Origin of the sequence: Halomonas sp. 72 (genome assembly GCF_052379785.1) — a bacterium.
Taxonomy (GTDB): Bacteria; Pseudomonadota; Gammaproteobacteria; order Pseudomonadales; family Halomonadaceae; genus Vreelandella; species Vreelandella citrativorans.
Genome location: NZ_JBQSYY010000010.1, coordinates 1 through 26,096, shown reverse-complemented (window position 1 = coordinate 26,096; position 26,096 = coordinate 1). Strand labels below are relative to the sequence as shown.

The following is a 26,096-nucleotide window of genomic DNA, read 5'->3' as shown; positions in this document are numbered from 1 at the left end:
TAAAACTTTTTCTCATAAAAGGAATACCCATGAAGCCCAAGGTTCTCGTCACAACACTGCTTGTCACAGCGGTTAGCTCTGTTGCTCATGCCCAGGAACGTATTGCCACCTTTGATTTAGGCAGCCTGGATACGCTGGATGCACTGGGTGTTAGTGACCAAATCGTGGGGATTCCCAAACAGATTCTGCCCGACTACCTGTCAACCTATAACGACGACGCGTATACCGACCTTGGTGGCTTACGCTCTCCTGACCTTGAAGCCGTCGCCGCAAGCGAGCCCAGCCTTATCCTTTACACCGGCCGTCAAGGCGAGTGGGAATCTGAGTTCGAAGAGATCGCTCCGGTGCTCAATACCAGCCTACAGGGCGATGATTACCTGGTAGCCTTTGACGACAACGTGCGCCAGCTTGCCAGCCATGCCGGTGTTGAAGAGCGCGCTGAAGAAGCACTAAAAGAGCTGCATGCCGATATTGAAAACCACCGTCAAGCGCTGGATGAATCGTTGCGCGTACTGGTGGTTACCTCTAATGACGGCAACCTGGGGTTGAACACCCATCCGGTCGTCCATGACGTACTGGGTATCAACACATTAGAAATGCCGGATAGTGTTACCAGCATAACGCGCGGTAGCCGCACCTTTACGCCGCTGACGATGGATGCCATCGGTGAGATCCAACCCGACGTATTGCTGGTGGTTGACCGCAGCGCCGCCATTGGTAACGAGGCCGCTGATTCCGATGCGTTAACGCAAGCGCTAGCAGATGCGGGCACACCGGATACACGCCTGGTCGTACTGACCCCGGCCCTTTGGTACTTATCCGGCGGCGGCCTGCAGAGCCTGAAACTGCAAGTTGATGAGGTAGTTGAAGCGCTATAAGCGTCTACCACGTGCATGACCAAGCCTCCGTGTCGCTAGACCAGGGGCTTTTCATTAGGTATCAATGCTTAACGTATACAATGGAGCGCACCAGTCACCCGGGCGGCGTATGTCCGTTGGTTTGGCGACCAACGTGCCCATTTATTGTGATGAGTCGCTTTTGGCGTATAACGAAGCACTGCCCGCCGCAGGCGCCTCCAATAGTGCCTGTCCCAAACGGCTTACCGAACTGGTAAATGCCGACTGGGTCGATTAAGCAGCGCGCTCGATAAGGTTTTACTTGGCCTCTAGCTGCGCATTCACAATCGGCGTAAGATAGGTAGGCTGCTATGCAGCAATGTTCTCAGGGCGGGGTGAAAGTCCCCACCGGCGGTGATGGTACCTTTCCTAACGAAAGCGGCCTAAGCCCGCGAGCGCTCTCACTGGTCTGCCCGTGAGAGGTCAGCAGATTCGGTGAGAAACCGAAGCCGACGGTGATAGTCCGGATGAAAGAGAACGGCATCCATTCAACGGCGTTATTCCACGGTGAAAGCCCCCTGGAGGCGTACGTTATGCCTATGGCGGATGCCGAATGCCCTGATTCTGGTACCACTTATCCAAGAGAATGACCATGAATCAGACCTTTCCTTTAACACTCTCCTCACATACCACGTCCCAGCGCATTGCGTTTATCCAGGGCCATTGGCACAACGATATCGTCGGCCAGGCCTACCAGGCATTTATTGAGGAAGTGGAGCGCAACGGCTTATCTGCTGACCAGGTGGATACGTTTACCGTTTCAGGCGCCTATGAAATTCCGCTGCAAGCCAAGGTACTGGCCGAAAGCGGCCGCTATGGCGCGATTGTCGGTGCTGGCTTCGTGGTAGATGGCGGCATCTATCGCCACGACTTCGTCGCCCACGCGGTCATCGACGGCATGATGCGCGTCCAGCTCGACACCCAAGTGCCGGTCATTTCGGTGGTGCTCACGCCGCACCATTTCCATGAGCACAGCACCCATCACGACTTTTATTTCCAGCACTTCCTGGCCAAAGGTAAGGAAGCCGCTAGTGCGTGCCTGAACACCATGGAAAATCTGCACCGCGCACGCAAACTTAGCGACGCGTGAGCACTATCCTGGCCCGGCGAATGCCGGGCCAAGAGCCCCATCAGCGAACATGATTCTCTGCTTGATTCTCCTGCTCTACTCACGCCTCATTCACATCCAGCAGATAGCTATAAAACGCCGTGTTGCGCTGCCAGCCAAGCGTTTCATACAGGTGCTGCGCGCGCTTGTTCTCCACCTGCGTCATCAATACCAGCCTTGCGACACCGTGGTCTTGGGCCAAATCGGCGGCGGCGCTCATTAGCGCCCGGCCTACGCCTTGGCTGCGGTATTCAGGCAGCACGTAAAGGTCGTTCAACGTCCATCGTGCATTCATGCCTACCGTCGATAAGCCGGGAAAAAGCTGCACAAAACCGCTGATTGTTCCCTGCGCCTCTTCACTCACCAGAATGAACGAGTCGCCCAACCCAAAGCGCTGGTTTAAAAAGTAGCGCGCGCCCTTTAGGTCGCTTTGTTGCTGATAAAACTGGCGATAGTCATCCAGCAGCACGCTAAGTGCGTCCAAGTCATCAAGTACGGCAGCCCGAACATTATTCACAGTAGTGCTCCTTAAAAAGAGGTGGGAATAGGCAAGTCTCTCGTTATAGTGGCTCCGGGTGAAGAACCAGTTTATTAAATAGCGAGGGAACCAGTGAAGCAGCGAACGCCGTCGAGTGAATGGCTTATTGATGCCTTGGCACTACAGATTGGCACCCAAGGAACCACCACGCTGGTACATCAGCTTTACAGCGCGTTGCGCCGTTGGATTCAACACGGCGAACTGGCCGCCGGGAGCCATTTGCCCTCTTCACGGCACCTGGCGCGCGGCTTGGGTATCAGCCGTAATACCGTATTAGCAGCAATGGACCGCCTGCTAGCCGAGGGGCTGGTGGTTTCTCGGCGGGGCGCGGGCATGCATGTGGCCAACTTGCCTACGCTACCGACTCATCCCAAGCCACTTTTGGAAACGGCGTTTAGCTACTCAACACGCGGGCAGGCGCTGATTGACCGCTGCGGTACGCTAAGCCAACACTATCAGGCGTTTGCGCCGGGGGTGCCGGGGCTGGATCTGTTCCCCCACGCTCAGTGGCAGCGCCTTTTAAGGCGCCACTATCGCCAGGCCGATACGGCATGGCTTTCCTATCAAACGCATGGCGGCTTGCCCGCGCTGAAAGAGGCATTGGGTGATTACCTGACGCTTTCCCGCGCAGTGCGCTGTCGCCCTGAGCAGATTGTGATCACGCAAGGCGCGCAGCAGGCGTTCGAGCTGGTGGCCCAGCTGCTGACCGATAGCGGCGACACAGTGTGGATGGAAGAACCCGGCTACGGCGGCGCGCAAACCTGCTTTTTGGCAGCGGGACTGAACATTATCCCTGTCCCGGTGGATGAAGAGGGACTAAATCCGTTGCTTTGCCCAGCTAATACGCCTTCGCCGCGGTTGATCTACGTGACGCCCTCCCACCAATACCCGAGCGGCGTTACCATGCCGGTTCCACGACGCTTGGCCTTACTCGAACACGCCGCCAGGCACGGCGCTTGGGTCATTGAGGATGACTACGACAGCGAGTTTCGCTACGACACGCCGCCCACGCCGTCGCTTCAAGGTTTATCGGAACAGGCATCGGTCATCTATATCGGCACGTTCAGCAAGGTGCTCTACCCAGGGCTTAGGCTGGGTTATATCGTGCTGCCCGAGGCGTTGGCCGATACGTTCCGGTTGGCTCACGCTCGCCTGCACCGCGAAGGCAACTATCCCATTCAGTCGGCGCTTGCTGAGTTCATTGCCAAAGGTGACTTTTCACGCCATATCGCCCGAATGCGCATGGGCTATCGTCAGCGCCAGGCCTGCCTGCGCCGTGCACTGGCCCCTGCTATTAACGCCGGTTTAAAGCTCTCCTCAGGCCATGCGGGGATGCATCTGGTCGCCGAGTTGGATACTTTAAATCAGGAAGCGCGCCTGGTTGAACTGGCCCAACAGGCACACATTACGCTCTCCCCACTCTCCCGGTACTATCTAGGGCAACCTCAGCGTGCAGGGCTTGTGTTGGGCTATGCGGGCGCGACGGAGGATGAGCTACTACGTGCGGGCCGCTGGCTCAGCCACGCATGGCTAAATCTAACATCGTTATAAATTCTGACATTTTTATAACTAAAACAGGGAATCACTATGGCGAACGAATTTATCGCCCCCGATGGGCACGCCCGCTGCTACTGGTGCGGCGGTGCACCGGAGTTTCTGCCCTACCACGATAACGAGTGGGGCTTTCCGGTTGATAACGATCAGCGCCTGTTTGAAAAGCTCTGCCTAGAGAGCTTTCAGTCCGGCTTGAGCTGGCGGACGATTCTCAACAAGCGCGAGAACTTTCGTGCGGCCTTTCATCACTTCGATTTTCATCCGGTCGCGCGTTTTGATGAGCGTGATGTGCAGCGATTACTGCAAGACGCGGGCATTATCCGCCATCGTGGGAAAATTGAGGCAGCGATCAATAACGCGCAACGGGCACAGGAATTAGTCGTACAGGAAGGTTCGCTGGCGGCGTTCTTCTGGCGCTTCGAGCCAGCGCACGATGCGTTAAAAGCGCCGCAAACCCAGACCGTCTCGCCTGAATCCATCGCGCTCTCCAAAGCGCTGAAGAAACGCGGCTGGAAATTTATAGGCCCCACTACGGCCTTTGCGTTGATGCAGGCGATGGGGCTGCTCAATGACCATTCGCTGACCTGCGTAACACGTGAACGCGTAGAGCAGGCACGCTTGCAGTTTCAGCGGCCCGTTTAGGGCTTCTACATACATTAGGACGCCAACAATCGCCTGGCGGACGGCGTCAGAAACGGCCATGCTTAGAGCAGTTCAACGGCCTGCGTATTCTCGGTACGCCTTCTTGTAGTAGTGTATCGACTGACACGCTTATCTATACACCAAACAGCAGCAGAACATAACGTTCTCAACGGGGTTTAATGTGGCTCAACCGCTCTCTTCGCAAGCAGACTCTCACGCATCGCGATGCAAAGCATGGAGCGTACATGCTCTCACCGCTAGCGGCGTACTACTGGGCGTCATGGCGCTATTCGCTTTGATCGACGACAATCCGGTGGCTTGTCTGCTCTGGCTGGGAGCGGCGATGATGGTAGATGGCTTCGACGGCACGTTGGCGCGCAAGTATGAAGTGAAAACCATCCTGCCGCACTTCGATGGCTCAACACTGGATATGGTCATTGATTATCTTACCTGGGCGTTTATTCCCGCCCTGTTTATCTACTACTTTATCGATTTGCCGACCGGTTTTTCACTGCTGGCGGTGTTTATTATCCTGCTCTCGTCGATGTTCTGTTTCTGCAACACCAATATGAAAAGCCAGGATAACTACTTTGTTGGCTTTCCGGCCGCCTGGAATATCGCTGCGGCCTATTTCTACATTCTCGACTTCCCGCCTTGGCTTACCTTTGCCGCCATCATCGTCCTGGCCATTCTCACCGTTACTCGCATGAAGTTCCTGCACCCCTTCCGGGTGCGCAAATTTATGCCGCTTAATATCGCCGTTACGTTGTTGTGGTGCCTTTGTGCAACGCTTCTTATTCTCCCAAGCACTGAGCATGCTGTTTGGGCACTATGGGGATGGGGCGTCGCCTCGGTCTACTTTTTTGGCATGTGCTTATGGCGGACAGCCCAGGAGTGGTTCGTCTGAACCCGACATTGGTTAACAAGGAGGTAGCACGATGTCGCTAACGCCGACTCAGGAGAAGAAATTCAGAGCCCTGGCGGCAGACATAGAAGGGATTGATGTCGAGGTCTACAAACGCTTTGAGCGCGATCCATTGGCGCCGATCATCGGCCTTGGCAAGCCGAACCTACGCATCGGCTTTTTTGGCCGCGACCCAGGTCGCGACGAGGTGCGTCACGGCGAGCCGTTTATCGGTGCCGGTGGTCAGTTGGTCAGAAAAGCGCTTTATGAGCAGCTCTACGGCGAGACGATGCCGGATTTTGAGGCATCAAAAGCCGTGGGCGAGCACTTTTTCTGGATCAATACCGTGCCCTACAAGCCCGTAGGCAACAAGGCGTGGTCGATGAAGGTTAAGCGTCACTTTCACGGTTTAATGAACGAAGTGCTGATATCGCGCTGGGAAGGACGAACGCTGATTACGCTGGGCCGAGAAGCGTTCCTGTGGTTCGGTATCGGCCGCTCAAAAGAGGAGCGTGCGCGCCTGGAAGCCTTCTGGAAGCAAGAGGACCGCTTTGAAAGTAGCATTGAGGTGACGTTAGAGGGTGATCATGGAAAAGAGCAAACCTTTAAGCTTTATCCGCTGCCGCACCCCTCGCCGCTCAATCAAACCTGGTATGCGCGCTTTCCAGGGTTATTGAAACAGCGTCTGGAACAGCTGGACGTGCGCCAAGACAACCTCACCCTGTGACAGCGGCCAATTTAAAACAACATCTAAAGGGCACCGCTATGAAACCCAAGATCAGTCTAATTACCCTCGGCGTGCATGACCTAAAGCGCGCCATCCAGTTCTATCGGGACGGTCTGGGACTGCCAGAACATGAGACAGACAGTGACGAGGTGGCCTTTTTCAAGGTGGAAGGCGCCTGGCTATCGCTGTTTCCCAGAACGGCATTGGCTAAGGATATCGGCATTGCCGACGACTCAAAAGGTGGTTTCAGCGGTATCACGCTAGCCCACAACGTCGCCAGCCAAGAGGCCGTTGACCAAGTGCTCAAACAAGCGGTTGCCGCAGGCGCCGAGCTGATCAAACCAGCAGAAGAAGTGTTCTGGGGCGGTTACTCCGGTTATTTTCGCGACCCGGAAGACCACTACTGGGAAGTCGCCTACAACCCCTTTATGGATCTGACGTGAGTTACTAGCCCAGAGGTTCATCCCCCGCGCCTGCGGGGAATGGATAAAAGATAAATTCAACATTATTGTCCCTCTTATCTTGAGTTTTCGCACGGGCAAACTCGTGTGCCATTTCAAAGCAATCGCGAGCGAATCGACGGGCGAGTTGGTTGAACAATTTTGCCGTGTTGGACCAGCAGTCGCTCCGAGGGCGGTGATGCTACAGCGGCTGCAGCATTGAGTGCGTCCACAATCACGAAACTCGCCTCGTCACCGATCGCGAATCCCGGTAGCGTACGACCAATCGCCCTTGCGGAGTCCACCGTGATCATGTCAAGAGCGACACCCAGTTGTTCGTCGGTATAAAGACCGGAGCGGTAGCCGATCAGCATCGCGCGTTCAAGCAAATCACCATTGCCGTAAGGCCACCACGCATCGCGAATATTGTCATTGCCCGCGAATACATGAACGCCTTCCGCGCGTAGTACGTCGATCGGTGGGAACGGATGATCTCCCGGCGCATTGGTTAGTATAGAAACGCCCGCTTCGGCGAGGATCGCCGACACACGACGTGCCTCATCACGGCTCACATCGCCAAGTGCGTAAGCATGGCTAATGGTAACGAGGCCCGACATACCGGCTGCTGCCGCTCGTGCGGCAATACGCTCAATCTGCTTGATACCGCCTGCGCCGTGCTCATGCAAGTGGATGTCGATTTTCGCACTGTGGCGCTCGGCCGTGCCAAACACCACATCAAGATGCGCATCTGCATCACCGTCAAACTCGGTAGGATCAAGCCCGCCTACCACTGTCGCGCCTTCACGCATGGCGGCATCGAGCAGATCCGCTGTACCGGGACTAGACACAATGCCAGCCTGCGGAAAAGCAACGAGTTCTACGTCGACCCGGCCCTTCCACATCTCGCAGGCAGCAACGACGGCATTCAGATTATCGAGTCCGAGCACTGGGTCGATGTCAACGTGACTGCGCATTGCCACCGTGCCAAAAGAGTGAGCCTGCGCGAGCAGTGCCTCGGCGCGTTCAACAACCGGCAATGCGCTGGATAGAAGGCGCTTTTCAACGTCAAGCCGCTCACGAAGGGAGCCAACCGGACGATGAGGAAACCAACCGTCGCCAACAAAGCTCTTATCGAGATGAATATGGCCCTCCACAAAAACGGGAAGGACAGTCAGTCCATCAAGATCGATTTTTTTGGCGTCGGTTGAGACAGTATCGATAGGAACGAAACATCCATCGCGCGTGGCAAGATCACTTTTATTGCCATCCGGGGTCAAAGCGTTGGCGTAAATGCATTCATTCATATCAGTGTGTTTCCAATTCTGGTTTTGGAGTCATACGACTAAGCTCTGCTCAGGAGGAACTGCTCGTGCCTCCGATAGAATCAGGACAGTGCCATTTTCCTCGAAGAGGTAAATCAACGATCCAATCGATAAAATGCCAAGTGGCTAGGCATTTTTCGCCGCCCCCCAGCCCAATTACGATAAAGGTCAGACTGCTCCGCGTCGTCAGGAGGCAGATGCTGGATAGAGGCCCATTGTTGATCACCAAGCGGCTGCGACAGCTCGGCTGATCACTTTGCCATCCGTGACCAGCACGGCACCGAATGGACGCCCTCCATTGGCAACATTCTTGTGGGCAAGATTGATCGCCTCGTCCAGATACGCCTTGTCATTCATTTCGCACCCGCCTGTTCTAGCAAACTAGCGATGTCAGCATATCCGCGTTGTCGCGCATGCTGCAGCGGCGTGACCCCATCCCTATCAGCCAGGTTCACGTCCGCGTTGGCGTCGACCAGCAGCCCCACAATCTCTCCGTATCGCGGCCCGCCATCGCCGAGGATGATAGCCTCCAGCAACGCCGTCCAGCCGAGGTTGTTGACATGATCAATATCCGTGCCGGCCTCTATTAGGGTTCGAACAGTCTCCACATGCCCCCGTTCCGCCGCAGGAATCAGCGCCATGGGATAGCGTCATCTGCAGTATTTCCAGATGTCCGCGCGCGCCCGCATAGAGGTAGGGGCTATCTTCGATGTCGTCTTTAGCGTTCACATCAGCCCCGGCGCTAATAAGTAGACGAGCGGTCTCAACTCGGTTCGCATGGGTTGCAGCGAGTAATGCTGTCCGCCCACGACTATCCCGCGCGTCGAGCGGTATATCGCTGGCGATCATTTCTCGAACACCAGCGATATCATCGTTTTCAGCAGCGGAGATCAGCAAAGGGTTAGCCTGAGCGACAGGGACTCCGCCAAAAGCAACGGAATCAATCATGGTTATACATCCTACGAGGAGAGTGAAGGCGAAAGTGGCCTGTAAGCGGCTGCGCATAAAAGTCCCTTCTTGCTGATAAAAATCATAGACAAAAATATAGTGGACAAAAAAGTCATTTGGAAATTAAATATCTAAATGAAAATCAGTGATAAATCGAATAAGCCGTTCAACTCCGACCTGTTGCGCAGTTTCGTGGCGGTGGTCGACACGCGCAGCTTTACAGCCGCAGCACGGCAATTGAACTCAACTCAATCAACGGTCAGCCAGAAGATAATGAGGCTGGAAGAGGTGGCAGGCGGGCTTTTGATTGATCGCGGACGCAATAGCATCACACCCACCGAGGCGGGCGAGCGACTGCTGGGTTATGCACGTCGTATCCTGGCACTGAACGCGGAAGCTGCCGCCGTCGTGTCTGGAGTAGCGCGTCATATCACCCTTCGGCTCGGTCTGCCCGAGGATTTCGCTTCGGGCCGGGTGACACAAGTACTTGCGGCGCTTGTCCGGCAGCATCCGAACTTGAAGCTGGAAGTTACCAGTGGTCTGAGCCGCAATCTATACGGTGCCTATAATCGAGGGGAGCTGGATCTAGTTCTGGTCAAACAGCATCGCGGCGAGGCCCGCGGAGTAATGCATTGGCCCGAGCCGCTGTCCTGGTATCAAAGCAAAAATCATGCGCTGGCCGATTGCGACCCGCTGCCGCTTGTTGCCTTTCCTTCGGATGGATTGTATCGCGCCCAAATGATTACTGCCCTCGATAACGTCAGGCGCGGATGGCATCTTGTTTACACGAGTTCCAGCCTCGCCGGCCTGCTGAGCGCGGTCAATGCCGGTCTCGGGATTAGTCTTCTTCCAAGGCGCGTGGTCAACTCGGGCATGCAAGAAGTTCCGACCTTGCCTGCTGTTGACGCCATGGAAATCGCAATCCACCAAGCGGATCAGGACAGCCCTTTCGTATCCGAGATCATTCAGATACTTGCGGATGAGGTTGAGCGATAGGCCTCTTAGGGATGATGGTGCCATCGGTCGTCGACAATATAGAAGACTCATTCATCTGAACTGACCCCAAAAACTTGGACAGTAAAACACTAAGGGATAAGGCCTGAGTTCGGTACTGCACCGGGCTCAGGCCTTTTAGTTTGGACTTGATGCGCTCGTAGTACCCTTTGGCGACGAACTCTGCCACCGCTAGCTGCGGTAATGTGGCCGACGCTCCGGTCGAGACGTACTTCATGTGTAGCGCTTGATCACGATAGCGCCCCGGCGCTAACCAGCCGACCCGCAAGCCTGGCCCCACCGTTTTGGAAAAACCGCTGCACAGCAGTACGCGCCCGTCGTCATCAAAGGATTTAATAGTGCACGGTCTGGGCTAGGTGAAGGCCAGATCGCCGTAGATATCATCTTCAATAATCGCAACATCAAAGCGCTGGGCAAGCTGAAACAGCGCCCGCTTACGCACCTCGGGCATCGTATAACCCAATGGATTATTGAACGTAGGCGCCACCTGTATGGCACGAACCGGCCTCTGCTCTAACGCTAGATCCAACGCCTCCAAGCTGATACCGGTTTGCGGGTCGGTGGGTATTTCCAAGGCCTTTAACCCGCTGGCCTTGAGAATCTGCATGGTGCCGTAGAAGCTCGGTGAATCCTCCGCCACCACATCACCGGGCTTAGTGAGCGTACGCAGCGCGATGGCAAGCGCCTCCTGACAGCCCGTGGTGATCAGAAGGTCATCGGGGTGAAGCAGACAGTTTGAAGCCACGGCAAGCTTGACCACCTGCTGACGAAGCTCGGGGCTGCCGCTTAACTTATCGTAATTAAATCCATTAACATCTCTGCTGCGATGCAGGCCAGCGAGAATTTTCGACAGCGGTTTTAGCGTTTCATAATCAAGATTGGGCACGCCGCGGCCCAACAGAAGTCGATTATCGTCACTCTGTGTAGCAATCAGCTCCAGCGCCTGATCCCATTGAGAGATATCCCACGGTCGCTGGGCGGGGCGGGACACCGACTGCCCAGGCACAAAAGGAGGGCCGTAAATCCTTTTGGAAGCACACATTATGAGAAGGAGAACGATATGAAAACCGCTGAATATTATCTGCTGGACGTATTTACCGATCAGCCTTTTTCGGGCAATCAGCTAGCCGTCTTTTTAAATGCCGACGGGCTGCCGACAGCCACCATGCAGGCAATCGCCAATGAGCTTAATCTTGCCGAAACGGTCTTCTTAAGTGCGCCCAGTGAGCCAAACCACTACCCGATGCGGATCTTTACGCCCACCCAGGAACTACCATTTGCCGGACACCCAACCGTCGGCACCGCGCAGCTTCTAGCCGAGCTTGGCTTGATTAGCCATGCGCAAACGCTGGTGCTTCACCCGCCTGTAGGCGAGTTACCCATTCGCTACTCAGGTGAGAACGCCGTGTTTACGGCCGCAAGGCCCGCCAGCATTACGCCAAGCACGTTGGACCAGCAATCGGCAGCGGCACTGCTCGGCTTGCAACCCCATCAAGTCATCGGCACGCCGGTTATCTCATCCTGCGGGCTGGCTTTTCATCTTATTGAATTGAGTGACCCGGCGGCCCTGAAAAACATACACATTTCAGCAACCATATGGGCAGAGACCGTTGCCCCGAGCGGTGCAGAGCAAATATATCTCTACACAATAGAAAATTCTGACCGCTCAGAAACAACGCTACGCAGCCGTATGTTTTCCAGGGAACATGGCCTGTGCGAAGACCCCGCTACCGGCAGTGCCTCAGCGGCATTAACCGGGTATTTGGCAACCCCGAACGAAACGACGCACTGGACAATTCATCAAGGCGTTGAAATGGGCCGCGCCAGCGTTATTGAAACCACCCTGCATAACGGCCTGGTTCAAGTAGGCGGCAGTGCTGTGCTGGTGGGCAAGGGAGAGCTTTACTTGAGAGATTAACAAGCGGCTTGAAAGCCAACTAATCGCGCACTGATTGATCCAGGCATCATCATCCTGCCCAGCCGCTTTTCGGCCAACGGGCAATAACAGCGTGCGGCATAAGTTTGACACATCAGTACCGCTCAACGGCCAGCGTCGCGAGTAGCACAGCGGCCAGGACGGTGTGGCTTCAATAGCAGCACCAACGCCACGCAGCACAGCAGCGCTACGATGAGATCAAACGTTAGCGCGGTGATTTGTTGGCCGGCTACTATCCCCAGTAGGCCGATACCGACGACGGGCAGCGAGATCGCCACATAGGCAACAACGAAAAAAGACGATACCGTTGCCGCTTTGTGCTGAGGGGAACTGGCCGCCGATATCGCACCCATGCCCGCCCGGAAAGTAATGCCCTGACCAATGCCCGCAACAATGGCGCCCAGTATGAAGCCAAGCAGTTGCTCGTAAGCAATCCCCCACGCAATGATAAGCACACCGACAAGCAGCACAGCGCACCCAACCGGCAATCTTCCAGACTCAGGCAGCCGCCCCTGACCCATTTGCCCAACGGTCGAGGCGATAAACGGCAGCCCTGCCACACACCCTATCAACGCATGATTGGTGTAGCCCATTTGCTGGCCCAGGAAGGCGGGGGTTGCCGCAGTATAAAAACCAAACACCATAAAACCAGCAAATGCTGCGATAGCCGCGGGTATAAAAACGCTGCGCACCTCGGGAGGGATTTTAGGTGTTTGAACGCGAAGCTTGATATTCGCTGGGCGCGTAACCGTTTCAGGCGCTCGCCAGATACACACCACCGCTACCAGCGCTAACGCGAAGTGAATAGCAAACGGCAACACCAACGGTGCCGCAAACAGCACGGCCAGCGCCCCCGCAAGTATCGGCCCAACACCTAACCCGACCATATTGGCGGCGGTAGCAATCAACGTGCTGGAGCGCCCCCAGGAACGGGGTGCCAGCTCCATGACAGCCACGGTGGCAGTACCCGTAAAGATACCCGCTGAAAGCCCCGAAAGTACGCGACCGGTAAGCAACATGCCTAACCCATCGGCTTGCCAAAATACGATATCGCTTACCGCTGACAGGAAAAGCCCGGCAAGCAGCAGCGGCTTACGCCCTAGCTGATCAGACCATTGCCCGGTCATCAATAACGCTGAAATGACCCCCACCGCATACGCCGCAAAGATAACGGTAATCATCAGATCCGAAAAACCAAATTCATGCTGATAGATCGGATAAAGCGGCGTGGGCAGCGTGGTGCCCACCATGGTGATCATGAAAGCGAGCGCCGCCCCTAAAAATACGCCTGCGCGCCGCGTATCCGGCGCTTGAGAAGAGCTCATAAATGTCCTTATAGAAAATACAGAGATCCATCTTCTCAGAAGGCGAGTCGAGAATGGGAACTCACATAGCCAACGAACGTTAATGGATGTGTTATGTCGCGGCCAACTGCTCTTGGGCCAGTTTTGCAAAGTGTGTGCGTGAGGGCTTTAGCCCTTGCACCGAGGGCCACGCCAACCATGCATCGGGCACCATAAAGCCCGGCAGCGCCTCGCGCACCCAACGGGCCAGAGCCTGATCTTCGCTGCTTTGCGCATGCCAATCAATAAAGGCAACGGGGCGCTCACCCCACTCGGGATGTGGCACAGCAACCACCAGCGCTTGGGCGACGCCTGGGTGATCCACCAACCGCTGTTCGATGCTTTCCGGCTGAATGTTCTCACCGCCGGAGATAAAGCCGTTATCTAGCCGCCCTTCAACCACCAGTTCCCCCGCAGAATTAAAATACCCCTTGTCCCGGGTGGCAAACCAGCCCTCGTCATTTAGGGCTGGGTCCAGCGCACCGTTACTTAAATAGCCGCTAAACAGGGTATCGCCCCGCACCTGTATTTCATTGTCGATGATCCGAACATCGCGCCCCGGAAGTGGCTTGCCGACAACACCTGGTGCCGAGGGAGTACCGGTACAGACCTGGCTTGCCATTTCAGATAGCCCATAACTAACTTTTGGCGTCAGCCCCAGCGTGGTCATGCGCTCAACCAAGGGAGCGGGGATCGCCACGCCGCCCAGCAGCAGCTCGCGCAGCTGTGTCCTAGCGGGGTCAAAACCTGCTTGTAACAAGCGCCAGAGCTGAGTGGGTACCAGTGAAAGATGTGTAATAGGCTGTTGTTCCAGGCGTGCAGCTAGCGGCGCACTCCCATCATCCAGAATGACCCGGCCACCTGCAAGAAATACGCGAAAGGGGATCGCGTAGCCACCAATATGAAACAGCGGTAGCGACAACAGCCAGCCGCTTTGTTGGTCAACCGGAATTAAGGCCGCCGAACCATTGGCCGAGGCCAAATGATTCCCCAGCCGGTGCAGTACCGCTTTAGGCATGCCGCTGGAACCCGAGGTAAAAACGGTGTTACAGCGCTGACCGGTATTCAGCTGCACCGCTTGTTCGGTCATTAACTCTTCGGAAAAATCGAGGGTGATCGGCACTGGAGCCGATGACGTTACCTGCGCGTCACCCTGCTCGCCTTCCGTATAACAAATACGACTGGCCTGCAGGCGCTGGGCAAGCGCGTGCTGCTGGGTGCCTGGAAAGGCCGGGTTAAGCGGGCAGAAAACCACCCCGACACGCAGACAAGCCCAGGCCAATAATAACGAGGCCAATGCGCCTTTGGCCGGGGCCATTAATTTGTCCCCAGGCTGAAACCCCTTTTGCGCCAGCTGTCGCGCCAACGCGGCGATACGCCTATCGAGCATTCGATAAGTAAGCGTCACTGAGCCACTGTGTAGCGCAATATGCTGCGGGGTTTCAGTGGCCCAATAGTTAATGGGGCAAGGTTGCATCACACGGCACGCTCCTGGTTATTCCTGCATAGCTTGATAGAGACACGTCAAGCGCCCGGCAACGACGTCGCCTGCCGTGGTGGTTACCCGTTCAGCCAGCCAGTTTTCGGTATCCAGCCCCGGTGGTTCTGTGGGCGCCCATTGGCGGGCCAGCCGAGCCAGCAGGCCCAGGCCAAGGTCAGACTCGAAACTTGAGGAAATAACCACCCGCAGATTATCTTCCCGTGCCCGTTGTACAAGTGCCTCGCAGGCGCTTAGCGCGCCTATCAACGTAGGCTTAATCACCAGGGCAGCAATATGAGGATGGGAATACCAGGGCGCGTTACGTGACAACGTTTCATCTAGCGCAATCTTCACACCCGCTGCATCGGCCACGGCAATGGTGTCAGCAAACGTGGAGCAGGGCTCTTCCAGGTAGTCGATCTGTTCACGCGGTAGCTGTCGACAAAATCGCGTGGCCTCCTCACGCGTCCAGCCGCCGTTGGCATCCAGAATCAGTTGGGTAGCGGGCAGCTTTTCAGACAGCCTGGCGACCAGCGCTAGCTCGTCGCTCATTGCGTAACGCGCTACCTTGAGTTTGAGGCGCGAAGGTGGCGGCTGCCCGCCCTTGCGTATGTTGTCTAACGCGCTATCCAGCATCGCGATCAGCGATACGGGCTCGCCTTGTAATAGTGGGTAAGGCGCTAACGCGGCGGGACAATGTGGGGGCCAAACGTGCTGTGCACAGTCGAACCCGAACTGTACCGAGGGGAGCGTGGGCACTGCTTCTTCACCGCGCTTCAAGGCGGTTAGGCAGGCCCTGCTTTCGGTCTCGGCATCGGTTAAGGTTTCTGCTGAAAAACCAGGCAGTGGCGCAATGTCACCCCACTGCCCGTTAATCGACACCAGCAGCCCTTCTCGCTGCGTGATCCGCTGGCCGTTAAACAGCAGCGGCTGGCGAAGTGGCAGCGCGTAGCGGTAAAGCGCTAATGGCATTAAGGGTTACGCGGATAACGTGAGAAATCCGGGGGCCGCTTCTCATTAAACGCGTTACGCCCCTCCTGGCCTTCATCGGTCATGTAATAGAGCATAGTGGCGTTACCCGCTAGCTCCTGCAGCCCGGCCTGGCCATCGCAGTCGGCATTCAGTGCCGCTTTCAAACAGCGTAACGCCATGGGGCTGTGCTGCAGCATCTCCCGACACCAGCGCACGCTCTCTTTTTCAAGCTCATCCAGCGGCACCACGTGGTTGACCAGGCCCATCTCCAGCGCTTGCGCAGCGCTGTACTGGCGGCACAAAAACCAGATTTCGCGGGCTTTTTTCTGGCCCACGATGCGCGCCATATACGAGGCACCGTAGCCGCCGTCGAAAGAGCCCACCTTGGGGCCGGTCTGGCCAAAAACCGCGTTATCCGCCGCAATGGTCAGGTCGCACATAAGATGCAACACATGCCCACCGCCAATCGCGTAGCCTGCCACCATGGCGACAACCGGCTTGGGGCAGGTCCGAATATCACGCTGAAAATCCAGCACGTTCAGGTGATGAGTGCCCTGCTCATCCTGGTAGCCGCCATAGTCACCGCGAATGCGCTGATCACCGCCAGAGCAGAACGCTTTATCGCCTGCGCCGGTGAGCAAAATCGCACCGACGCGACTATCGTGACGTGCGCGACCAAGCGCCTGAATCATTTCGCTAACCGTTAAGGGGCGAAAGGCGTTACGCACCTCTGGGCGATTGATGGTAATGCGCGCAATGCCCTCTTTAGAGACATGATACCGAATATCCTGGTAGTCGCCGGAGTGGTCCTGCCACTCAACCGGTTGATAAAGTTCCGCTTCTGTAAGTCCGTGGATCATTCAAGGTTTCCTGATTCATTAGGTATTGGCGTCTTTCGGGCTTAGCGCAACATACCTGCCACGACCAGCCCTAGTGCCAGAAGGCTTAACAGCGCCGCAGCGCCATACATCAGCTTTTTATTGGTGGTATCGCGGCCCAAAATAAGGTCAAACATTCCGTGGCGCAGGCGATGGGCGGCATGAAAAAGCGGCAAACAGACCGCCGCGCCAACAAACAGAAAGCCAGGCACGCTGAATAGCAGTGCCGATGCACGCTCATGGCTGAGCGCGTCGGCAGGTAGCCAGCCCAAGGGAAGCAGCACGGCAAAAAACAGGATGGCAGAGGGCAGTAGCACAGCAAAACAGACGCCACCTGCACTGAATAGCCCCCACCATAGCGACTCATCGTAGGCCTGGTGGTGGGGGAGCTGATTCGTGCGCTGGCTGCCCGCGCCTGACGCATTCATGGTTGGTTTAGTCATACGGATGCCCTCCCAAACAGCCAGATGAACAGCAGCAGTACGGCCAGCACGCCCGCCCACTGTCCCGCCACAATCGCCTTATCCGGTAGTTGGTAGTTACCGATGCGAAGCGGCATAACGCGAGGAAACAGCACAAAAAAGGTCGCCGCGTGAAACAGGCTGGCGGCTAGCGCCAAAAGGTTAAGCAGCAAAACGATGGGAGATCCCATAAAAGCGATCCATCGTTGCCAACTCTCTGGGCCCTGGAGCAGCGCGACCATGCCCGCCAGTAGGCAGAGCAGGAAAAAAACCAGCGGTAGCACCGTCGCTTCACGCAGCATATAGAGTTTAAAAAAGCGAAGTTTCAGCCACCAGTTACGTTTTAACGGCACAAAGCGTTGCGATGTCGACTTATCCATACCCTTTCTCCTAGCCCTTAAACAGCGCAATTAGCGTGTGTTTAGCGGACGCCACTTTGCTCTGATTGATAGCCGCCGCTGGGTCAACGTGCTTGGGACACACCTTTGAGCAAAAGCCCACAAAGGTGCAGCTCCACACGCCTTCATGACGGTTCAATTCGTCCATTCGCTGCGTGCTACCGTGGTCACGGCTATCCAGGTTATAGCGATGCCCCAGCGCAATGGCTCCTGGGCCAATAAACTCAGGATTAAGCCCAAACTGCGGGCAAGCGGAGTAACAAAGCCCACAGTTGATACAGTTAGCGAATTGCTTGTAACGGGCAAGCTGCCGGGGCGACTGGCGATAGGTTTCTGGCGCCTTCGGGTCAAAGGGCTTTACCGGGTTGTCGTCTATCAGATAGGGCTTAACGGCGGCCAGGTGATCGAGGAATATCTCCATATCAACCACCAGGTCGCGCTGTATGGGAAAGTGCGCCAACGGTTCAATGCGGATCTCATCGTCGAAGTCGCGCAGGAAGGTCTTACAGCCAAGCTTGGGGACGCCATTCACCATAACGCCACAGGAGCCACAGATCGCCATGCGACACGACCAGCGGTAGCTCAGAGTGCTGTCGAGCTGCTCCTTGATGTGATTCAATGCATCCAACAATGAGGTGCTGTCGTCGACAGGCAGCTCATACTCCTGCCAATAGGGCTCGGTAGAGTTGTCGGGTAAATAGCGTTTGACGCTGATGCGCCGGGTGGATACCTGCTGAGTACTCATGCCTTGCCTCCCTTGGACGCATCCCCATAGGTACGTTCTGCGGGCGCGGAAAAACGCACGTCTACCTCCTGCCATGCCAACCGAGCGTGTGCATCGCCTTGATAAAACACCTGGCTGTGCTTGAGGTAGTTAATGTCATCGCGCGTTTGCATACCGTCATCCAAGCGCTGGTGAGCGCCACGGGACTCACGCCGCTCCAGTGCACCAAGGCAAGATGCCTCGGCAATATCCAGCCCGTAGCCAAGCTCAATGCACTCAAGCAACTCTGTGTTGAATATTTTGCTGGTGTCGTTGACACGAATCTTCTGATAGCGCGCCCGCAGTTCACGAATCGTCTCCAACGACTGTCGCATACCCTCTTCGGTACGATAAATACCACAGCCACTCTCCATGGCCTGCACCATGGCATGCTTAAGCGTCACCCACGTCTCGCCGCTGCCCTCACCATCACAAAGATGCGCTAGTTTTGCCTGCTGATGGGCAGCTTGGGTTTCCAGAAGGTGCTTGTCTGCCCACTCGGTTTGCGCCGCGCGCTGGCTTGCCTGCTCCCCCGCTAAACGACCAAACACTAGTAGCTCAGTGAGCGAGTTGGAGCCTAAGCGATTAGCACCATGCAGCCCAACAGAGGCACATTCACCCGCCGCATAAAGCCCGGCAACCGACGTTTCACAGTGAGGATTGGTTTCGATACCGCCCATGGTGTAGTGCACCGCCGGGCGGATAGGGATCGGCTCTTTGACCGGGTCAACGTTAATGTAGGATTTAGCCAGCTCGCAGATAAAGGGCAGGCGCTCCAGCAGGTAGGCTTCGCCCAAGTGGCGCAGGTCAAGATAGACCACATCGCTATCGCCAAAGGTGCCAGTGCGGCCCGCCTGCTGCTCCTGCCAAAAGGCCTGTGAGAGCTTATCGCGAGGGCCCAGCTCCATGTACTTGTTTTCCGGCTTGCCCAGTGGGGTTTCCGGGCCCAGCCCGTAATCCTGAAGGTAGCGGTAGCCATCCTTATTGAGCAAAATACCGCCTTCGCCACGACACGCTTCGGTAATTAAAATGCCGGAGCCGGGAAGGCCCGTGGGGTGATACTGAACAAACTCCATGTCCCTAAGCGCCACACCGTGGCGATAGGCCATCGCCATCCCGTCGCCAGTCACGATCCCTGCGTTGGTATTAAAGCGAAACAGGCGCCCGGCACCTCCTGTTGCCAATATCACGGCCTTGGCGCGCAGCAAAATAAGCTCGCCGGTGGCCACTTGAAGAGCAATGACGCCGATGATAGCCCCTTCGTGCACGGCAAGATCAAGAACGAAATACTCATCGAAGCGCTCAATTTGGGAATATCTGAGCGAGGTTTGAAACAGGGTATGCAGCATGTGAAAGCCGGTTTTATCGGCGGCAAACCAGGTACGTGCGGTTTTCATGCCGCCAAAGCGGCGTACCTGCACATTACCATCCTCCTTGCGGCTCCAGGGACAGCCCCAGCGCTCCATCTGCACCAGTTCCTGGTAGGCATGATGCACAAAATAATCCACCACGCCTTGCTCAACCAGCCAGTCACCACCCGACACAGTGTCGTCAAAATGCGCCTGATGCGTATCCTCCTCGCTGGTTACCGCCGCCGCACCGCCCTCAGCGGCAACGGTATGGGAGCGCATAGGATAGACCTTGGAAATCAGAGCGATGCTTTGAGAAATGCCCTGTGCCTTGGCGCTTTCTGCCGCGGCGATAGCGGCACGCAAGCCTGCGCCGCCTCCACCTACAATCACGATATCGAAATCTCGATGCTGCATGATGCTCCCTTTCTGTAGCCAGGCCAAAGGCGGTAGTGGCGACACGCTTCGATGCGGTGTCTTTTGGTTGAACTTATCACACTCCAGGTACGTGCTATCCCCGCATGCCAGGCTCTATTGACGCATATCAAGAAATACACCTTTAAGACAGGCGATGCTTTAACAAGAGTAGTTACGTTTAATTTCTCATTTATTAATTTTAATAAAGAATTCCAACTACAATTTTTAACTATTAGTCGCTATCGCCATTCTCTGCAACGTATGTAACCGCAAGCAGATGAAAATCAACCGCGATAGCAGTGAAGAGATTCGGCTGCTTTCGCAGCCAATAAGAGGGGGCAGCTTGATATGAACAGTAGTGTGCAATCGGCATTTGACTGGAAGTTGTTGGCGCCGCTTGTAGTGGCCATTATCGTTGCGTTGATACCCACGCCTGAGGGGGTTGCCCCTCACGCCTGGTATTTCTTCGCTATTTTTTTGGGCTGTGTGGTTGGGCTGATTTTTGAACCCTTGCCAGGCGCGGTCATTGGGTTAATCGGTGTGACTCTGGTGGCGCTTCTCTCCCGCTGGGTGCTGTTTTCACCCGAACAGCTAGCGACCGAAGGCTTTAATGCTGCCAACCAGGCTTTTTCATGGGCAGTTTCGGGCTTCACCAACTCGACTGTATGGCTAATTTTTGGCGCGTTTATGTTCGCGCTGGGGTATGAAAAAACCGGGCTAGGCAGGCGCATATCACTTTGGCTGGTCAAGGCCATGGGCAAGCGCACATTAACGTTGGGCTACGCGGTAATGATCGCCGATGCGGTGCTGGCGCCTTTTACACCTTCCAACACGGCGCGTAGCGGAGGCACCATTTATCCGGTCATTCGCAATCTGCCGCCGCTTTACGACTCCCAGCCCAATGACCCCAGCATGAAGCGCATGGGCAGTTTTCTGATGTGGACAGCGATCACCTCTACCTGTGTGACCAGCTCGCTGTTTCTAACCGCGCTTGCCCCCAACCTGTTGGCCATTGCTCTGACAGAAAGCGCTACCGGTATTCATATTAACTGGGGGCAGTGGTTTATCGCCGTAGCGCCCGCTGGCATTCTGCTGCTGTTGCTGGTCCCTCTGCTCTGTTACTGGCTCTGCGCGCCAGAAGTGAAAGCCGGTGAAGAAGTGTCCAACTGGGCGCGGGATGAGCTGAACAAACTGGGGGCGCTTACTCGCAACGAGATACTGCTGGTCATCATGGTCGTCTCTGCGCTACTGCTGTGGATTTTTGCGGGCGATGTTGTGTCCGCCTCCCTGGTAGGCCTGGTGGTGATTTGCTGCATGTTGCTGACCGGCATCGTGAGCTGGAACGATATCCTCGACAATCGAGCCGCCTGGAATACCTTTGTGTGGTTTGCAACGCTGGTGGCGCTGGCAGGCGGGCTAAGCCAGGTCGGATTCGTCAACTGGTTTGGTGGCGTGGTGGGTGAACAAATCAGCCACTTTAATCCCGTCATGGCGATGGTGGCGCTCACGGTGATCTTCTATCTCCTGCACTACCTGTTTGCCAGCGTCACGGCCCACGTTACCGCCCTGTTGCCGGTGATGCTGGCGGCGGCTTCCGGTATTGCAGGGCTGGATATGCAGATGTTTATCCTCCTGCTGCTCCCCACGCTGGGCTTTATGGGCATTATCACCCCCTACGGCACCGGCCCAAGCCCGGTTTACTATGGCAGCGGCTATCTGCCAAGCGCCCTTTATTGGCGGCTTGGGGCTATTTTTGGTCTGCTGTTCTTAGTGGCCTGGCTGGCTATCGGTTTGCCGTGGCTGCTGTTGATTAACTGACTCCAGGTGAGCGAGCCGTTTAGCCGAGGCATTGATACCATCGGCTAATCGGTTCGGCGATGCTGTTCGCTTGCTCTGTATGCAGGTTGTGCCCGCCTTCAAGCGCTATAGAGTGCACGCGAGGGGCTATGTTAGCCAAGCGGGCGGCCAGTGTATGAAATTTAGTATCCTGCCGACCTGAAAAGTAACCAATGGGAAGTGACGTTTCAGCCAGCCACGGCCACTGAGAGGACTGCCTGCCGAGCGATGTGCTTCGCAGCATTGTCGCCACGGACGGGCCATGATTGGCCAACCGTCGTTCAATCTGCCGTGCTCGCTGCGCATGTGTAAGATCAGCAAAGACGGGCTGCCGATACCAGTCGGTAAGCACGCGTTCAAGAGGTTCCAGCGCAAAGCGTTGTGCCCAGCGTGCATCATGGGCCATACGCTCATCGCGCTCGCTTTCGGGCAAGCCTGGATGAGCACTCTCCAGCCAAAGCGCCTCAAGCCCCGCAGGTTGGCGGCGGGCGTGATCAAGCGCCAAACGCCCACCCAGCGAGTAGCCCAGCAAGCAATAGCGGTGAATATCCTGCGCGGCCAACGTATCGGTTAGCCAGTGGTGAAAAGCGGAGAAAGAGTCGACCGCCACTTGGTCATTTTGGCCATGGCCCGGTAAATCCAACGCCATGCACGGCACATCTTTCAACGCGGCGATGACCTCCGCCCAATCGTGGCGATCACCTAACAAGCCGTGCAGCATAACCAGCGTTGGGCGTGGCTGGGCTTGCGCTTCATATTCAGCCTTCATGGTTATCGCGCCTACCTAGCGTTGCCGCCAGTGCCACAAGATCGTCTGCAACCTGCTGATGTGGCACGTTAAGCTCAATCAGTGTAACGCCCCTTTCCAGGGCTCGGGCATAGGCCGCATCGAAGCTCTCCAGCGAGCCAGGTGCGGCGTAGGCAAGCCCAAACATTTGCGCCGCGTACTCAAAACTCAAACCGTGTGGCTGACGGAAATAACGCTCAAGTAGCGCACCTTCCTTGGGCACTGGCAGCATATGAAAGATGCTGCCGCCATCATTATTGAGGATGATCACCACCAGCGGCTGAACGGCCTGCTTCAGCAGCGCCAGGCTATTAAGGTCATGCAACGCGCTGATATCGCCCACGATCAGCGTGGTGGGCTGGTCGCTAGTAGCACTGGCGCCGTAGGCCGTGGCAATCAGCCCATCGATACCGGAAGCCCCGCGGTTGGTGAATACCCGCAAAGACGCTGTGCGGTACGCGCCCAGCATGTTCATCAGCCTTGCGGGCATACTGTTACCCACAAACAGCTGCCCGGTTGCCTGCTGCAACACCCGATGACAAATGCCCAACTCTGAAAAGGTATTACAGCGTTGATTCACGATATCGCTGATGCGCTGTTGGCACTGGTTAAGCCGGTGCCAAGGGGTGCGCTCAGCACCTGTCCCAGTCTCACGCTCATGTTTATTTTCAGGTTCAAGCGCGGCCACCACTGCCTCGGGCGGGCAAATGAAGCGGCGCTTAACGCTGTAATCAGGGTCGAGCCGCTGGGGGCGCGAGTCCACCAGCCAAACATCCTGCCAGGAATGACGAGCAATAAACTGCGTCAGGCGCTTGGAGATAAGACGCCCGCCAAATTGCAGCAACACATCGGCCCGCTCCAACTCCTCGACAAAATGAGGATCGTGCAGCGCCAGGTCAAAATGGATCACGTTTTGGCGGTCAAAACGTACCTGGCTTTGTAGATCCGCCAACAGAGGCCAGCCTAATCGACGGGATAACGTCACCACCTGCTGCGCCTGGTGCGGGTCATCTATACATCCCGCCACGATAACGCCTCGCTGACACGAAAAATCTGCCCACTCGGTAGAAAACACGGGCGCTTGCGTACTGGGTACCCACTGGCTCCACGGCACTGAAGAGGCCAACCAGCGTCCGAGAGGCGCCAGATAATCCGTGGCATCCTCTCTCTGGTCGCCAGGGTAAAGAGGCTCACGGTAGCGGCAGTTAAAATGCACAGGGCCTGGCGTACGCTGCTGTTGATCAATAGTTTGATCAACGGTGCTGAGTAGAAACGCGGCGCTCAGTTCAGGGCCAGGGGGCGGAAGATCGTGATGCATCACGGTATGACGAGCGAAGATGTCGCGCTGGTCGATGGCCTGGTTACTGCCGTTATCCAGTAATTCAATAGGGCGGTCGGCTGAGAGCACTACCAGCGGCACACCCATTAGCTTGGCTTCTACGACGGCAGGATACAGATTGGCAACCGCCGTGCCCGAGGTGGTGATAACCGCTACCGGGCGGCCACTTCCGCGCGCAAGGCCCAGTGCCATAAAGGCCAGGCCACGCTCGTCAAAATGGCAGTGGCAGCGTAGCCCGGCATGCTCGCTGGCCGCCATGGTGAGCGGCGATGAGCGTGAGCCAGGCGCCAGCACAACGTCGCGCATGCCCAGCCGGTAAAGCTCCTCAAGCAGCAGTGCGGCCCACACATGGTTAAAGGTAGCGTGCTGAAGCGGAAAGCCGCGCGGCATGGCGTTCGCGGTCATTGGTATTACCCCATGTTGAGCAGCGACATAATGTCGGCAATTTTGTTGTCCAGCTCACGCCACTCTGCATCAGACTGAGAGCCCGCGACAATGCCCGCACCGGCATAAAGGCGAATTTCATTAGCGCTGATATGAGCACACCGGATAGCCACCGCAAGCTCCGTACTGGCCAGACTCACCCGGCCAAACACACCGGCGTACCAGCCCCGCTGGTGGCGTTCATGCTGGCGGATAAACGCTAGCGCCGATGCGCGGGGAACACCACCTACCGCTGGGGTAGGCGGCAAACTGGCAAGCAGCGCCTGGTCCGTCACCGTGTGATGCAGCTCAGCATGAATAAGGCGGCGGATATGCTGCACAGAGCGCAGCTTGAGAACATGGGCCTCCCCGGCTTGAACAACGCGAGACAAAGGCTCAAGCCGGGCAAGAATATCCTCATAAACGCACTGGTTCTCCAGGCTGTTTTTGGTATCCGCCAGCAGTGCCTCGGCAAGGTATTGGTCCTTTTGTGCATCAGCGCCACGATGAGTGGTGCCCGCTAGCGACTCGGTTAGCAGCTGCGTACCTTCTCGCTGATAAAGGCGCTCCGGTGGGCAACCGATAAAGGCGGTCTCTGCATCCCACTGAATGCCTAATTGAAAGCACGCCTTCGCCTCTGCCTGCCAGCGGTCCAGCAGTGCCCAGGGCGATGGCGTTTTCGATGCGTCATCCGCGATGACCAAGCGTGTCTCTCGTGATAACACCACTTTGGGCGTATGGCACAGCTGATCAGCGTGGGTCACTTGGGACACCCATGCTGACCACGCCTGCTGGGCAGGGGCGTCATAACGTAAATAGGCATGCGGACGCAGAGGGGGTAGCGGTTGTTCTTGCTGGAGACTGGCTAGAAAGGCGCGTGCTTCGGCTATTTCAAGGTCGCCGCAGCGGTCGTCAAAGCGCAGATTGAGCGTCAGTAGCACCCCCTGTTGTGAGCGCTTAAGTTCAACACGCGGCAATATAAAACAGCAACTTTTGAAATTTTCCCAGCCGGGCGATGTAGCATCAAACGCCATGCCGCCGAAATAGTCCGGCTGCTCACCAGGCAAGGTTGCGAGTTTGGCAAGGTCGGCCTGTAGCGTCTCAAGCGAATCGACCGCGCTGACCATGCCTAGCGTCGCGTACTCAGGTGCACCGGCGTCACGCGCTTTCCAGTAGCCGCGCGGAAAAACCGTTTGCGCGTCCAACCATCCCATCAGGCTATCAACGCGGCAAGGCACGCTCAGGCGTATAACCCCTTGGATGGACGGCACAGACAATGCATCAAGCCGGTCCATAAGCTCAGCGACAGCGCTCTGGCTGTTCATATGCGCCAACCCGTAAGCGACGCTGCTGCCTGTTACCCAGCGCATGTGTTCAGACAATCAGTGGCCCCGCGTCTCAGATAAATCGGGTGCGGCGCGTAATGCCCAGCCTCTGTTTGATATAGGGTAAGACCCAGCGGTCTCCCCCAAAATGGCCAGCGTTCGCACCCGCTACCAGTAAGAAAAAGGTTAACGCAATCATCCACGGGTTAGTGGAGACCGTACCCGCCATTAGAAACGACATATTCATTACAATAGCGAAGAAGCCTGCAAAAGAGGTCAGCACCCCCACGATCAAG

The 26,096-nt window shown here is 56.4% G+C and carries 27 protein-coding genes, 2 pseudogenes and 1 riboswitch; of the genes and pseudogenes, 11 read left to right on the top strand and 18 right to left on the bottom strand.

Features of this window, described 5'->3' with window-relative positions; genetic code table 11:
* Window positions 1-29: 29 nt before the first annotated feature.
* From ACT3T6_RS10710 to ACT3T6_RS10700, 3 genes are all read left to right on the top strand, one after another.
* Window positions 30-878 (top strand): ABC transporter substrate-binding protein, encoded by an 849-nt coding sequence (locus ACT3T6_RS10710; RefSeq protein WP_193054232.1) that lies wholly within the window; start codon window positions 30-32, stop codon window positions 876-878.
* A gap of 109 nt (window positions 879-987) precedes the next feature.
* On the top strand, window positions 988-1,134 hold the full coding sequence (locus ACT3T6_RS10705) for a hypothetical protein (protein WP_193054231.1): 147 nt from the start codon (window positions 988-990) through the stop codon (window positions 1,132-1,134).
* A 79-nt stretch (window positions 1,135-1,213) separates the two neighbouring features.
* Window positions 1,214-1,379: riboswitch (FMN riboswitch) on the top strand.
* Window positions 1,380-1,488: 109 nt separating this feature from the next.
* Window positions 1,489-1,986, top strand: coding sequence for a 6,7-dimethyl-8-ribityllumazine synthase (locus tag ACT3T6_RS10700; protein ID WP_087110995.1), 498 nt, complete (start codon window positions 1,489-1,491; stop codon window positions 1,984-1,986).
* Window positions 1,987-2,065: 79 nt separating this feature from the next.
* Here ACT3T6_RS10700 and ACT3T6_RS10695 read toward each other — a convergent pair whose 3' ends face one another.
* Window positions 2,066-2,521 (bottom strand): GNAT family N-acetyltransferase, encoded by a 456-nt coding sequence (locus ACT3T6_RS10695; protein WP_193054230.1) that lies wholly within the window; start codon window positions 2,519-2,521, stop codon window positions 2,066-2,068.
* Window positions 2,522-2,614: 93 nt separating this feature from the next.
* On the opposite strand from ACT3T6_RS10695, the gene pdxR reads away from it, so the two are divergent.
* The 5 genes from pdxR (at window position 2,615) to ACT3T6_RS10670 (ending at window position 6,812) form a co-directional block, all read left to right on the top strand.
* Complete coding sequence (pdxR, locus tag ACT3T6_RS10690; RefSeq protein WP_193054229.1) at window positions 2,615-4,093, top strand: MocR-like pyridoxine biosynthesis transcription factor PdxR; 1,479 nt, start codon at window positions 2,615-2,617, stop codon at window positions 4,091-4,093.
* 36 nt (window positions 4,094-4,129) lie between these two features.
* Window positions 4,130-4,738: a DNA-3-methyladenine glycosylase I gene (locus ACT3T6_RS10685; protein ID WP_193054228.1), complete on the top strand. Its 609-nt coding sequence runs from the start codon at window positions 4,130-4,132 to the stop codon at window positions 4,736-4,738.
* 181 nt (window positions 4,739-4,919) lie between these two features.
* Window positions 4,920-5,645 (top strand): phosphatidylcholine synthase, encoded by a 726-nt coding sequence (gene pcsA, locus ACT3T6_RS10680; protein ID WP_287076878.1) that lies wholly within the window; start codon window positions 4,920-4,922, stop codon window positions 5,643-5,645.
* 31 nt (window positions 5,646-5,676) lie between these two features.
* Window positions 5,677-6,369, top strand: a complete 693-nt coding sequence (locus ACT3T6_RS10675; RefSeq protein WP_193054227.1) for a uracil-DNA glycosylase family protein — start codon at window positions 5,677-5,679, stop codon at window positions 6,367-6,369.
* A 38-nt stretch (window positions 6,370-6,407) separates the two neighbouring features.
* Complete coding sequence (locus ACT3T6_RS10670; protein ID WP_193054226.1) at window positions 6,408-6,812, top strand: VOC family protein; 405 nt, start codon at window positions 6,408-6,410, stop codon at window positions 6,810-6,812.
* A gap of 113 nt (window positions 6,813-6,925) precedes the next feature.
* Here ACT3T6_RS10670 and ACT3T6_RS10665 read toward each other — a convergent pair whose 3' ends face one another.
* From ACT3T6_RS10665 to ACT3T6_RS10650, 4 genes are all read right to left on the bottom strand, one after another.
* Complete coding sequence (locus ACT3T6_RS10665) at window positions 6,926-8,113, bottom strand: amidohydrolase (protein WP_193054225.1); 1,188 nt, start codon at window positions 8,111-8,113, stop codon at window positions 6,926-6,928.
* Between the two features lie 240 nt (window positions 8,114-8,353).
* Window positions 8,354-8,488 (bottom strand): hypothetical protein, encoded by a 135-nt coding sequence (locus tag ACT3T6_RS10660; protein ID WP_264298659.1) that lies wholly within the window; start codon window positions 8,486-8,488, stop codon window positions 8,354-8,356.
* Entirely contained in the window at window positions 8,485-8,772 is a 288-nt protein-coding gene (locus ACT3T6_RS10655) for an ankyrin repeat domain-containing protein (RefSeq protein ID WP_226913542.1), read from the bottom strand. The genes ACT3T6_RS10660 and ACT3T6_RS10655 overlap by 4 nt, the downstream gene beginning before the upstream one ends.
* The gene (locus ACT3T6_RS10650; RefSeq protein ID WP_226913541.1) at window positions 8,696-9,079 is read right to left on the bottom strand and encodes an ankyrin repeat domain-containing protein; all 384 of its coding nucleotides are present in this window, start codon (window positions 9,077-9,079) and stop codon (window positions 8,696-8,698) included. The genes ACT3T6_RS10655 and ACT3T6_RS10650 overlap by 77 nt, the downstream gene beginning before the upstream one ends.
* Before the next feature lie 135 nt (window positions 9,080-9,214).
* On the opposite strand from ACT3T6_RS10650, the gene ACT3T6_RS10645 reads away from it, so the two are divergent.
* A complete protein-coding gene (locus tag ACT3T6_RS10645) occupies window positions 9,215-10,075 on the top strand; it encodes a LysR family transcriptional regulator (protein ID WP_193054224.1) in 861 nt (286 codons plus the stop codon).
* Here ACT3T6_RS10645 and ACT3T6_RS10640 read toward each other — a convergent pair.
* Window positions 10,041-11,087, bottom strand: a pseudogene (locus ACT3T6_RS10640) (aminotransferase-like domain-containing protein); the annotation flags it as partial. The gene ACT3T6_RS10645 and the pseudogene ACT3T6_RS10640 overlap by 35 nt on opposite strands.
* 66 nt (window positions 11,088-11,153) lie before the next feature.
* Here ACT3T6_RS10640 and ACT3T6_RS10635 point away from each other — a divergent pair.
* Window positions 11,154-12,011, top strand: coding sequence for a PhzF family phenazine biosynthesis protein (locus ACT3T6_RS10635; RefSeq protein ID WP_193054223.1), 858 nt, complete (start codon window positions 11,154-11,156; stop codon window positions 12,009-12,011).
* A gap of 122 nt (window positions 12,012-12,133) precedes the next feature.
* On the opposite strand, the gene ACT3T6_RS10630 is transcribed toward ACT3T6_RS10635, so the two are convergent.
* From ACT3T6_RS10630 to frdA, 8 genes are all read right to left on the bottom strand, one after another.
* Window positions 12,134-13,354, bottom strand: coding sequence for an MFS transporter (locus ACT3T6_RS10630; protein ID WP_193054222.1), 1,221 nt, complete (start codon window positions 13,352-13,354; stop codon window positions 12,134-12,136).
* Between the two features lie 91 nt (window positions 13,355-13,445).
* Window positions 13,446-14,849, bottom strand: a complete 1,404-nt coding sequence (locus tag ACT3T6_RS10625; RefSeq protein ID WP_193054221.1) for an AMP-binding protein — start codon at window positions 14,847-14,849, stop codon at window positions 13,446-13,448.
* Window positions 14,850-14,867: 18 nt separating this feature from the next.
* Complete coding sequence (gene menC, locus ACT3T6_RS10620) at window positions 14,868-15,824, bottom strand: o-succinylbenzoate synthase (RefSeq protein WP_193054220.1); 957 nt, start codon at window positions 15,822-15,824, stop codon at window positions 14,868-14,870.
* The gene (gene menB / locus ACT3T6_RS10615) at window positions 15,824-16,684 is read right to left on the bottom strand and encodes a 1,4-dihydroxy-2-naphthoyl-CoA synthase (protein WP_193054219.1); all 861 of its coding nucleotides are present in this window, start codon (window positions 16,682-16,684) and stop codon (window positions 15,824-15,826) included. Before menB ends, menC begins: the two co-directional genes overlap by 1 nt.
* 41 nt (window positions 16,685-16,725) lie before the next feature.
* Window positions 16,726-17,145 (bottom strand): fumarate reductase subunit FrdD, encoded by a 420-nt coding sequence (gene frdD, locus ACT3T6_RS10610; protein ID WP_193054218.1) that lies wholly within the window; start codon window positions 17,143-17,145, stop codon window positions 16,726-16,728.
* On the bottom strand, window positions 17,142-17,543 hold the full coding sequence (locus tag ACT3T6_RS10605) for a fumarate reductase subunit C (RefSeq protein WP_193054217.1): 402 nt from the start codon (window positions 17,541-17,543) through the stop codon (window positions 17,142-17,144). Before ACT3T6_RS10605 ends, frdD begins: the two co-directional genes overlap by 4 nt.
* Before the next feature lie 10 nt (window positions 17,544-17,553).
* A complete protein-coding gene (locus ACT3T6_RS10600) occupies window positions 17,554-18,306 on the bottom strand; it encodes a succinate dehydrogenase/fumarate reductase iron-sulfur subunit (RefSeq protein ID WP_193054216.1) in 753 nt (250 codons plus the stop codon).
* The gene (gene frdA / locus ACT3T6_RS10595) at window positions 18,303-20,090 is read right to left on the bottom strand and encodes a fumarate reductase (quinol) flavoprotein subunit (protein ID WP_193054215.1); all 1,788 of its coding nucleotides are present in this window, start codon (window positions 20,088-20,090) and stop codon (window positions 18,303-18,305) included. The genes ACT3T6_RS10600 and frdA overlap by 4 nt, the downstream gene beginning before the upstream one ends.
* 348 nt (window positions 20,091-20,438) lie before the next feature.
* Between frdA and ACT3T6_RS10590 the strand changes: the two genes are divergently transcribed.
* Window positions 20,439-21,908 carry an anion permease gene (locus ACT3T6_RS10590; RefSeq protein WP_193054214.1) on the top strand — a complete coding sequence of 490 codons (1,470 nt, stop codon included), beginning with the start codon at window positions 20,439-20,441 and terminating at the stop codon, window positions 21,906-21,908.
* A 19-nt stretch (window positions 21,909-21,927) separates the two neighbouring features.
* On the opposite strand, the gene menH is transcribed toward ACT3T6_RS10590, so the two are convergent.
* The 4 genes and pseudogenes from menH to ACT3T6_RS10570 form a co-directional block, all read right to left on the bottom strand.
* A complete protein-coding gene (gene menH / locus ACT3T6_RS10585; RefSeq protein WP_193054213.1) occupies window positions 21,928-22,695 on the bottom strand; it encodes a 2-succinyl-6-hydroxy-2,4-cyclohexadiene-1-carboxylate synthase in 768 nt (255 codons plus the stop codon).
* Window positions 22,685-24,457 carry a 2-succinyl-5-enolpyruvyl-6-hydroxy-3-cyclohexene-1-carboxylic-acid synthase gene (gene menD / locus ACT3T6_RS10580; protein ID WP_193054212.1) on the bottom strand — a complete coding sequence of 591 codons (1,773 nt, stop codon included), beginning with the start codon at window positions 24,455-24,457 and terminating at the stop codon, window positions 22,685-22,687. Before menD ends, menH begins: the two co-directional genes overlap by 11 nt.
* A 5-nt stretch (window positions 24,458-24,462) precedes the next feature.
* The gene (locus ACT3T6_RS10575; protein WP_226913539.1) at window positions 24,463-25,857 is read right to left on the bottom strand and encodes an isochorismate synthase; all 1,395 of its coding nucleotides are present in this window, start codon (window positions 25,855-25,857) and stop codon (window positions 24,463-24,465) included.
* A 16-nt stretch (window positions 25,858-25,873) separates the two neighbouring features.
* Window positions 25,874-26,096: pseudogene (locus ACT3T6_RS10570) on the bottom strand (hypothetical protein); the annotation flags it as partial.

Coding starts and splice junctions, on each gene's coding strand:
- ACT3T6_RS10710 (WP_193054232.1), top strand. CDS start 30: ATGAAGCCCAAGGTTCTCGTCACAACACTGCTTGTCACAGCGGTTAGC.
- ACT3T6_RS10705 (WP_193054231.1), top strand. CDS start 988: ATGTCCGTTGGTTTGGCGACCAACGTGCCCATTTATTGTGATGAGTCG.
- ACT3T6_RS10700 (WP_087110995.1), top strand. CDS start 1,489: ATGAATCAGACCTTTCCTTTAACACTCTCCTCACATACCACGTCCCAG.
- ACT3T6_RS10685 (WP_193054228.1), top strand. CDS start 4,130: ATGGCGAACGAATTTATCGCCCCCGATGGGCACGCCCGCTGCTACTGG.
- ACT3T6_RS10675 (WP_193054227.1), top strand. CDS start 5,677: ATGTCGCTAACGCCGACTCAGGAGAAGAAATTCAGAGCCCTGGCGGCA.
- ACT3T6_RS10670 (WP_193054226.1), top strand. CDS start 6,408: ATGAAACCCAAGATCAGTCTAATTACCCTCGGCGTGCATGACCTAAAG.
- ACT3T6_RS10665 (WP_193054225.1), bottom strand. CDS start 8,113: ATGAATGAATGCATTTACGCCAACGCTTTGACCCCGGATGGCAATAAA.
- ACT3T6_RS10660 (WP_264298659.1), bottom strand. CDS start 8,488: ATGAATGACAAGGCGTATCTGGACGAGGCGATCAATCTTGCCCACAAG.
- ACT3T6_RS10655 (WP_226913542.1), bottom strand. CDS start 8,772: ATGGCGCTGATTCCTGCGGCGGAACGGGGGCATGTGGAGACTGTTCGA.
- ACT3T6_RS10650 (WP_226913541.1), bottom strand. CDS start 9,079: ATGATTGATTCCGTTGCTTTTGGCGGAGTCCCTGTCGCTCAGGCTAAC.
- ACT3T6_RS10645 (WP_193054224.1), top strand. CDS start 9,215: ATGAAAATCAGTGATAAATCGAATAAGCCGTTCAACTCCGACCTGTTG.
- ACT3T6_RS10635 (WP_193054223.1), top strand. CDS start 11,154: ATGAAAACCGCTGAATATTATCTGCTGGACGTATTTACCGATCAGCCT.
- ACT3T6_RS10630 (WP_193054222.1), bottom strand. CDS start 13,354: ATGAGCTCTTCTCAAGCGCCGGATACGCGGCGCGCAGGCGTATTTTTA.
- ACT3T6_RS10625 (WP_193054221.1), bottom strand. CDS start 14,849: ATGCAACCTTGCCCCATTAACTATTGGGCCACTGAAACCCCGCAGCAT.
- menC (WP_193054220.1), bottom strand. CDS start 15,824: ATGCCATTAGCGCTTTACCGCTACGCGCTGCCACTTCGCCAGCCGCTG.
- menB (WP_193054219.1), bottom strand. CDS start 16,684: ATGATCCACGGACTTACAGAAGCGGAACTTTATCAACCGGTTGAGTGG.
- frdD (WP_193054218.1), bottom strand. CDS start 17,145: ATGACTAAACCAACCATGAATGCGTCAGGCGCGGGCAGCCAGCGCACG.
- ACT3T6_RS10605 (WP_193054217.1), bottom strand. CDS start 17,543: ATGGATAAGTCGACATCGCAACGCTTTGTGCCGTTAAAACGTAACTGG.
- ACT3T6_RS10600 (WP_193054216.1), bottom strand. CDS start 18,306: ATGAGTACTCAGCAGGTATCCACCCGGCGCATCAGCGTCAAACGCTAT.
- frdA (WP_193054215.1), bottom strand. CDS start 20,090: ATGCAGCATCGAGATTTCGATATCGTGATTGTAGGTGGAGGCGGCGCA.
- ACT3T6_RS10590 (WP_193054214.1), top strand. CDS start 20,439: ATGAACAGTAGTGTGCAATCGGCATTTGACTGGAAGTTGTTGGCGCCG.
- menH (WP_193054213.1), bottom strand. CDS start 22,695: ATGAAGGCTGAATATGAAGCGCAAGCCCAGCCACGCCCAACGCTGGTT.
- menD (WP_193054212.1), bottom strand. CDS start 24,457: ATGACCGCGAACGCCATGCCGCGCGGCTTTCCGCTTCAGCACGCTACC.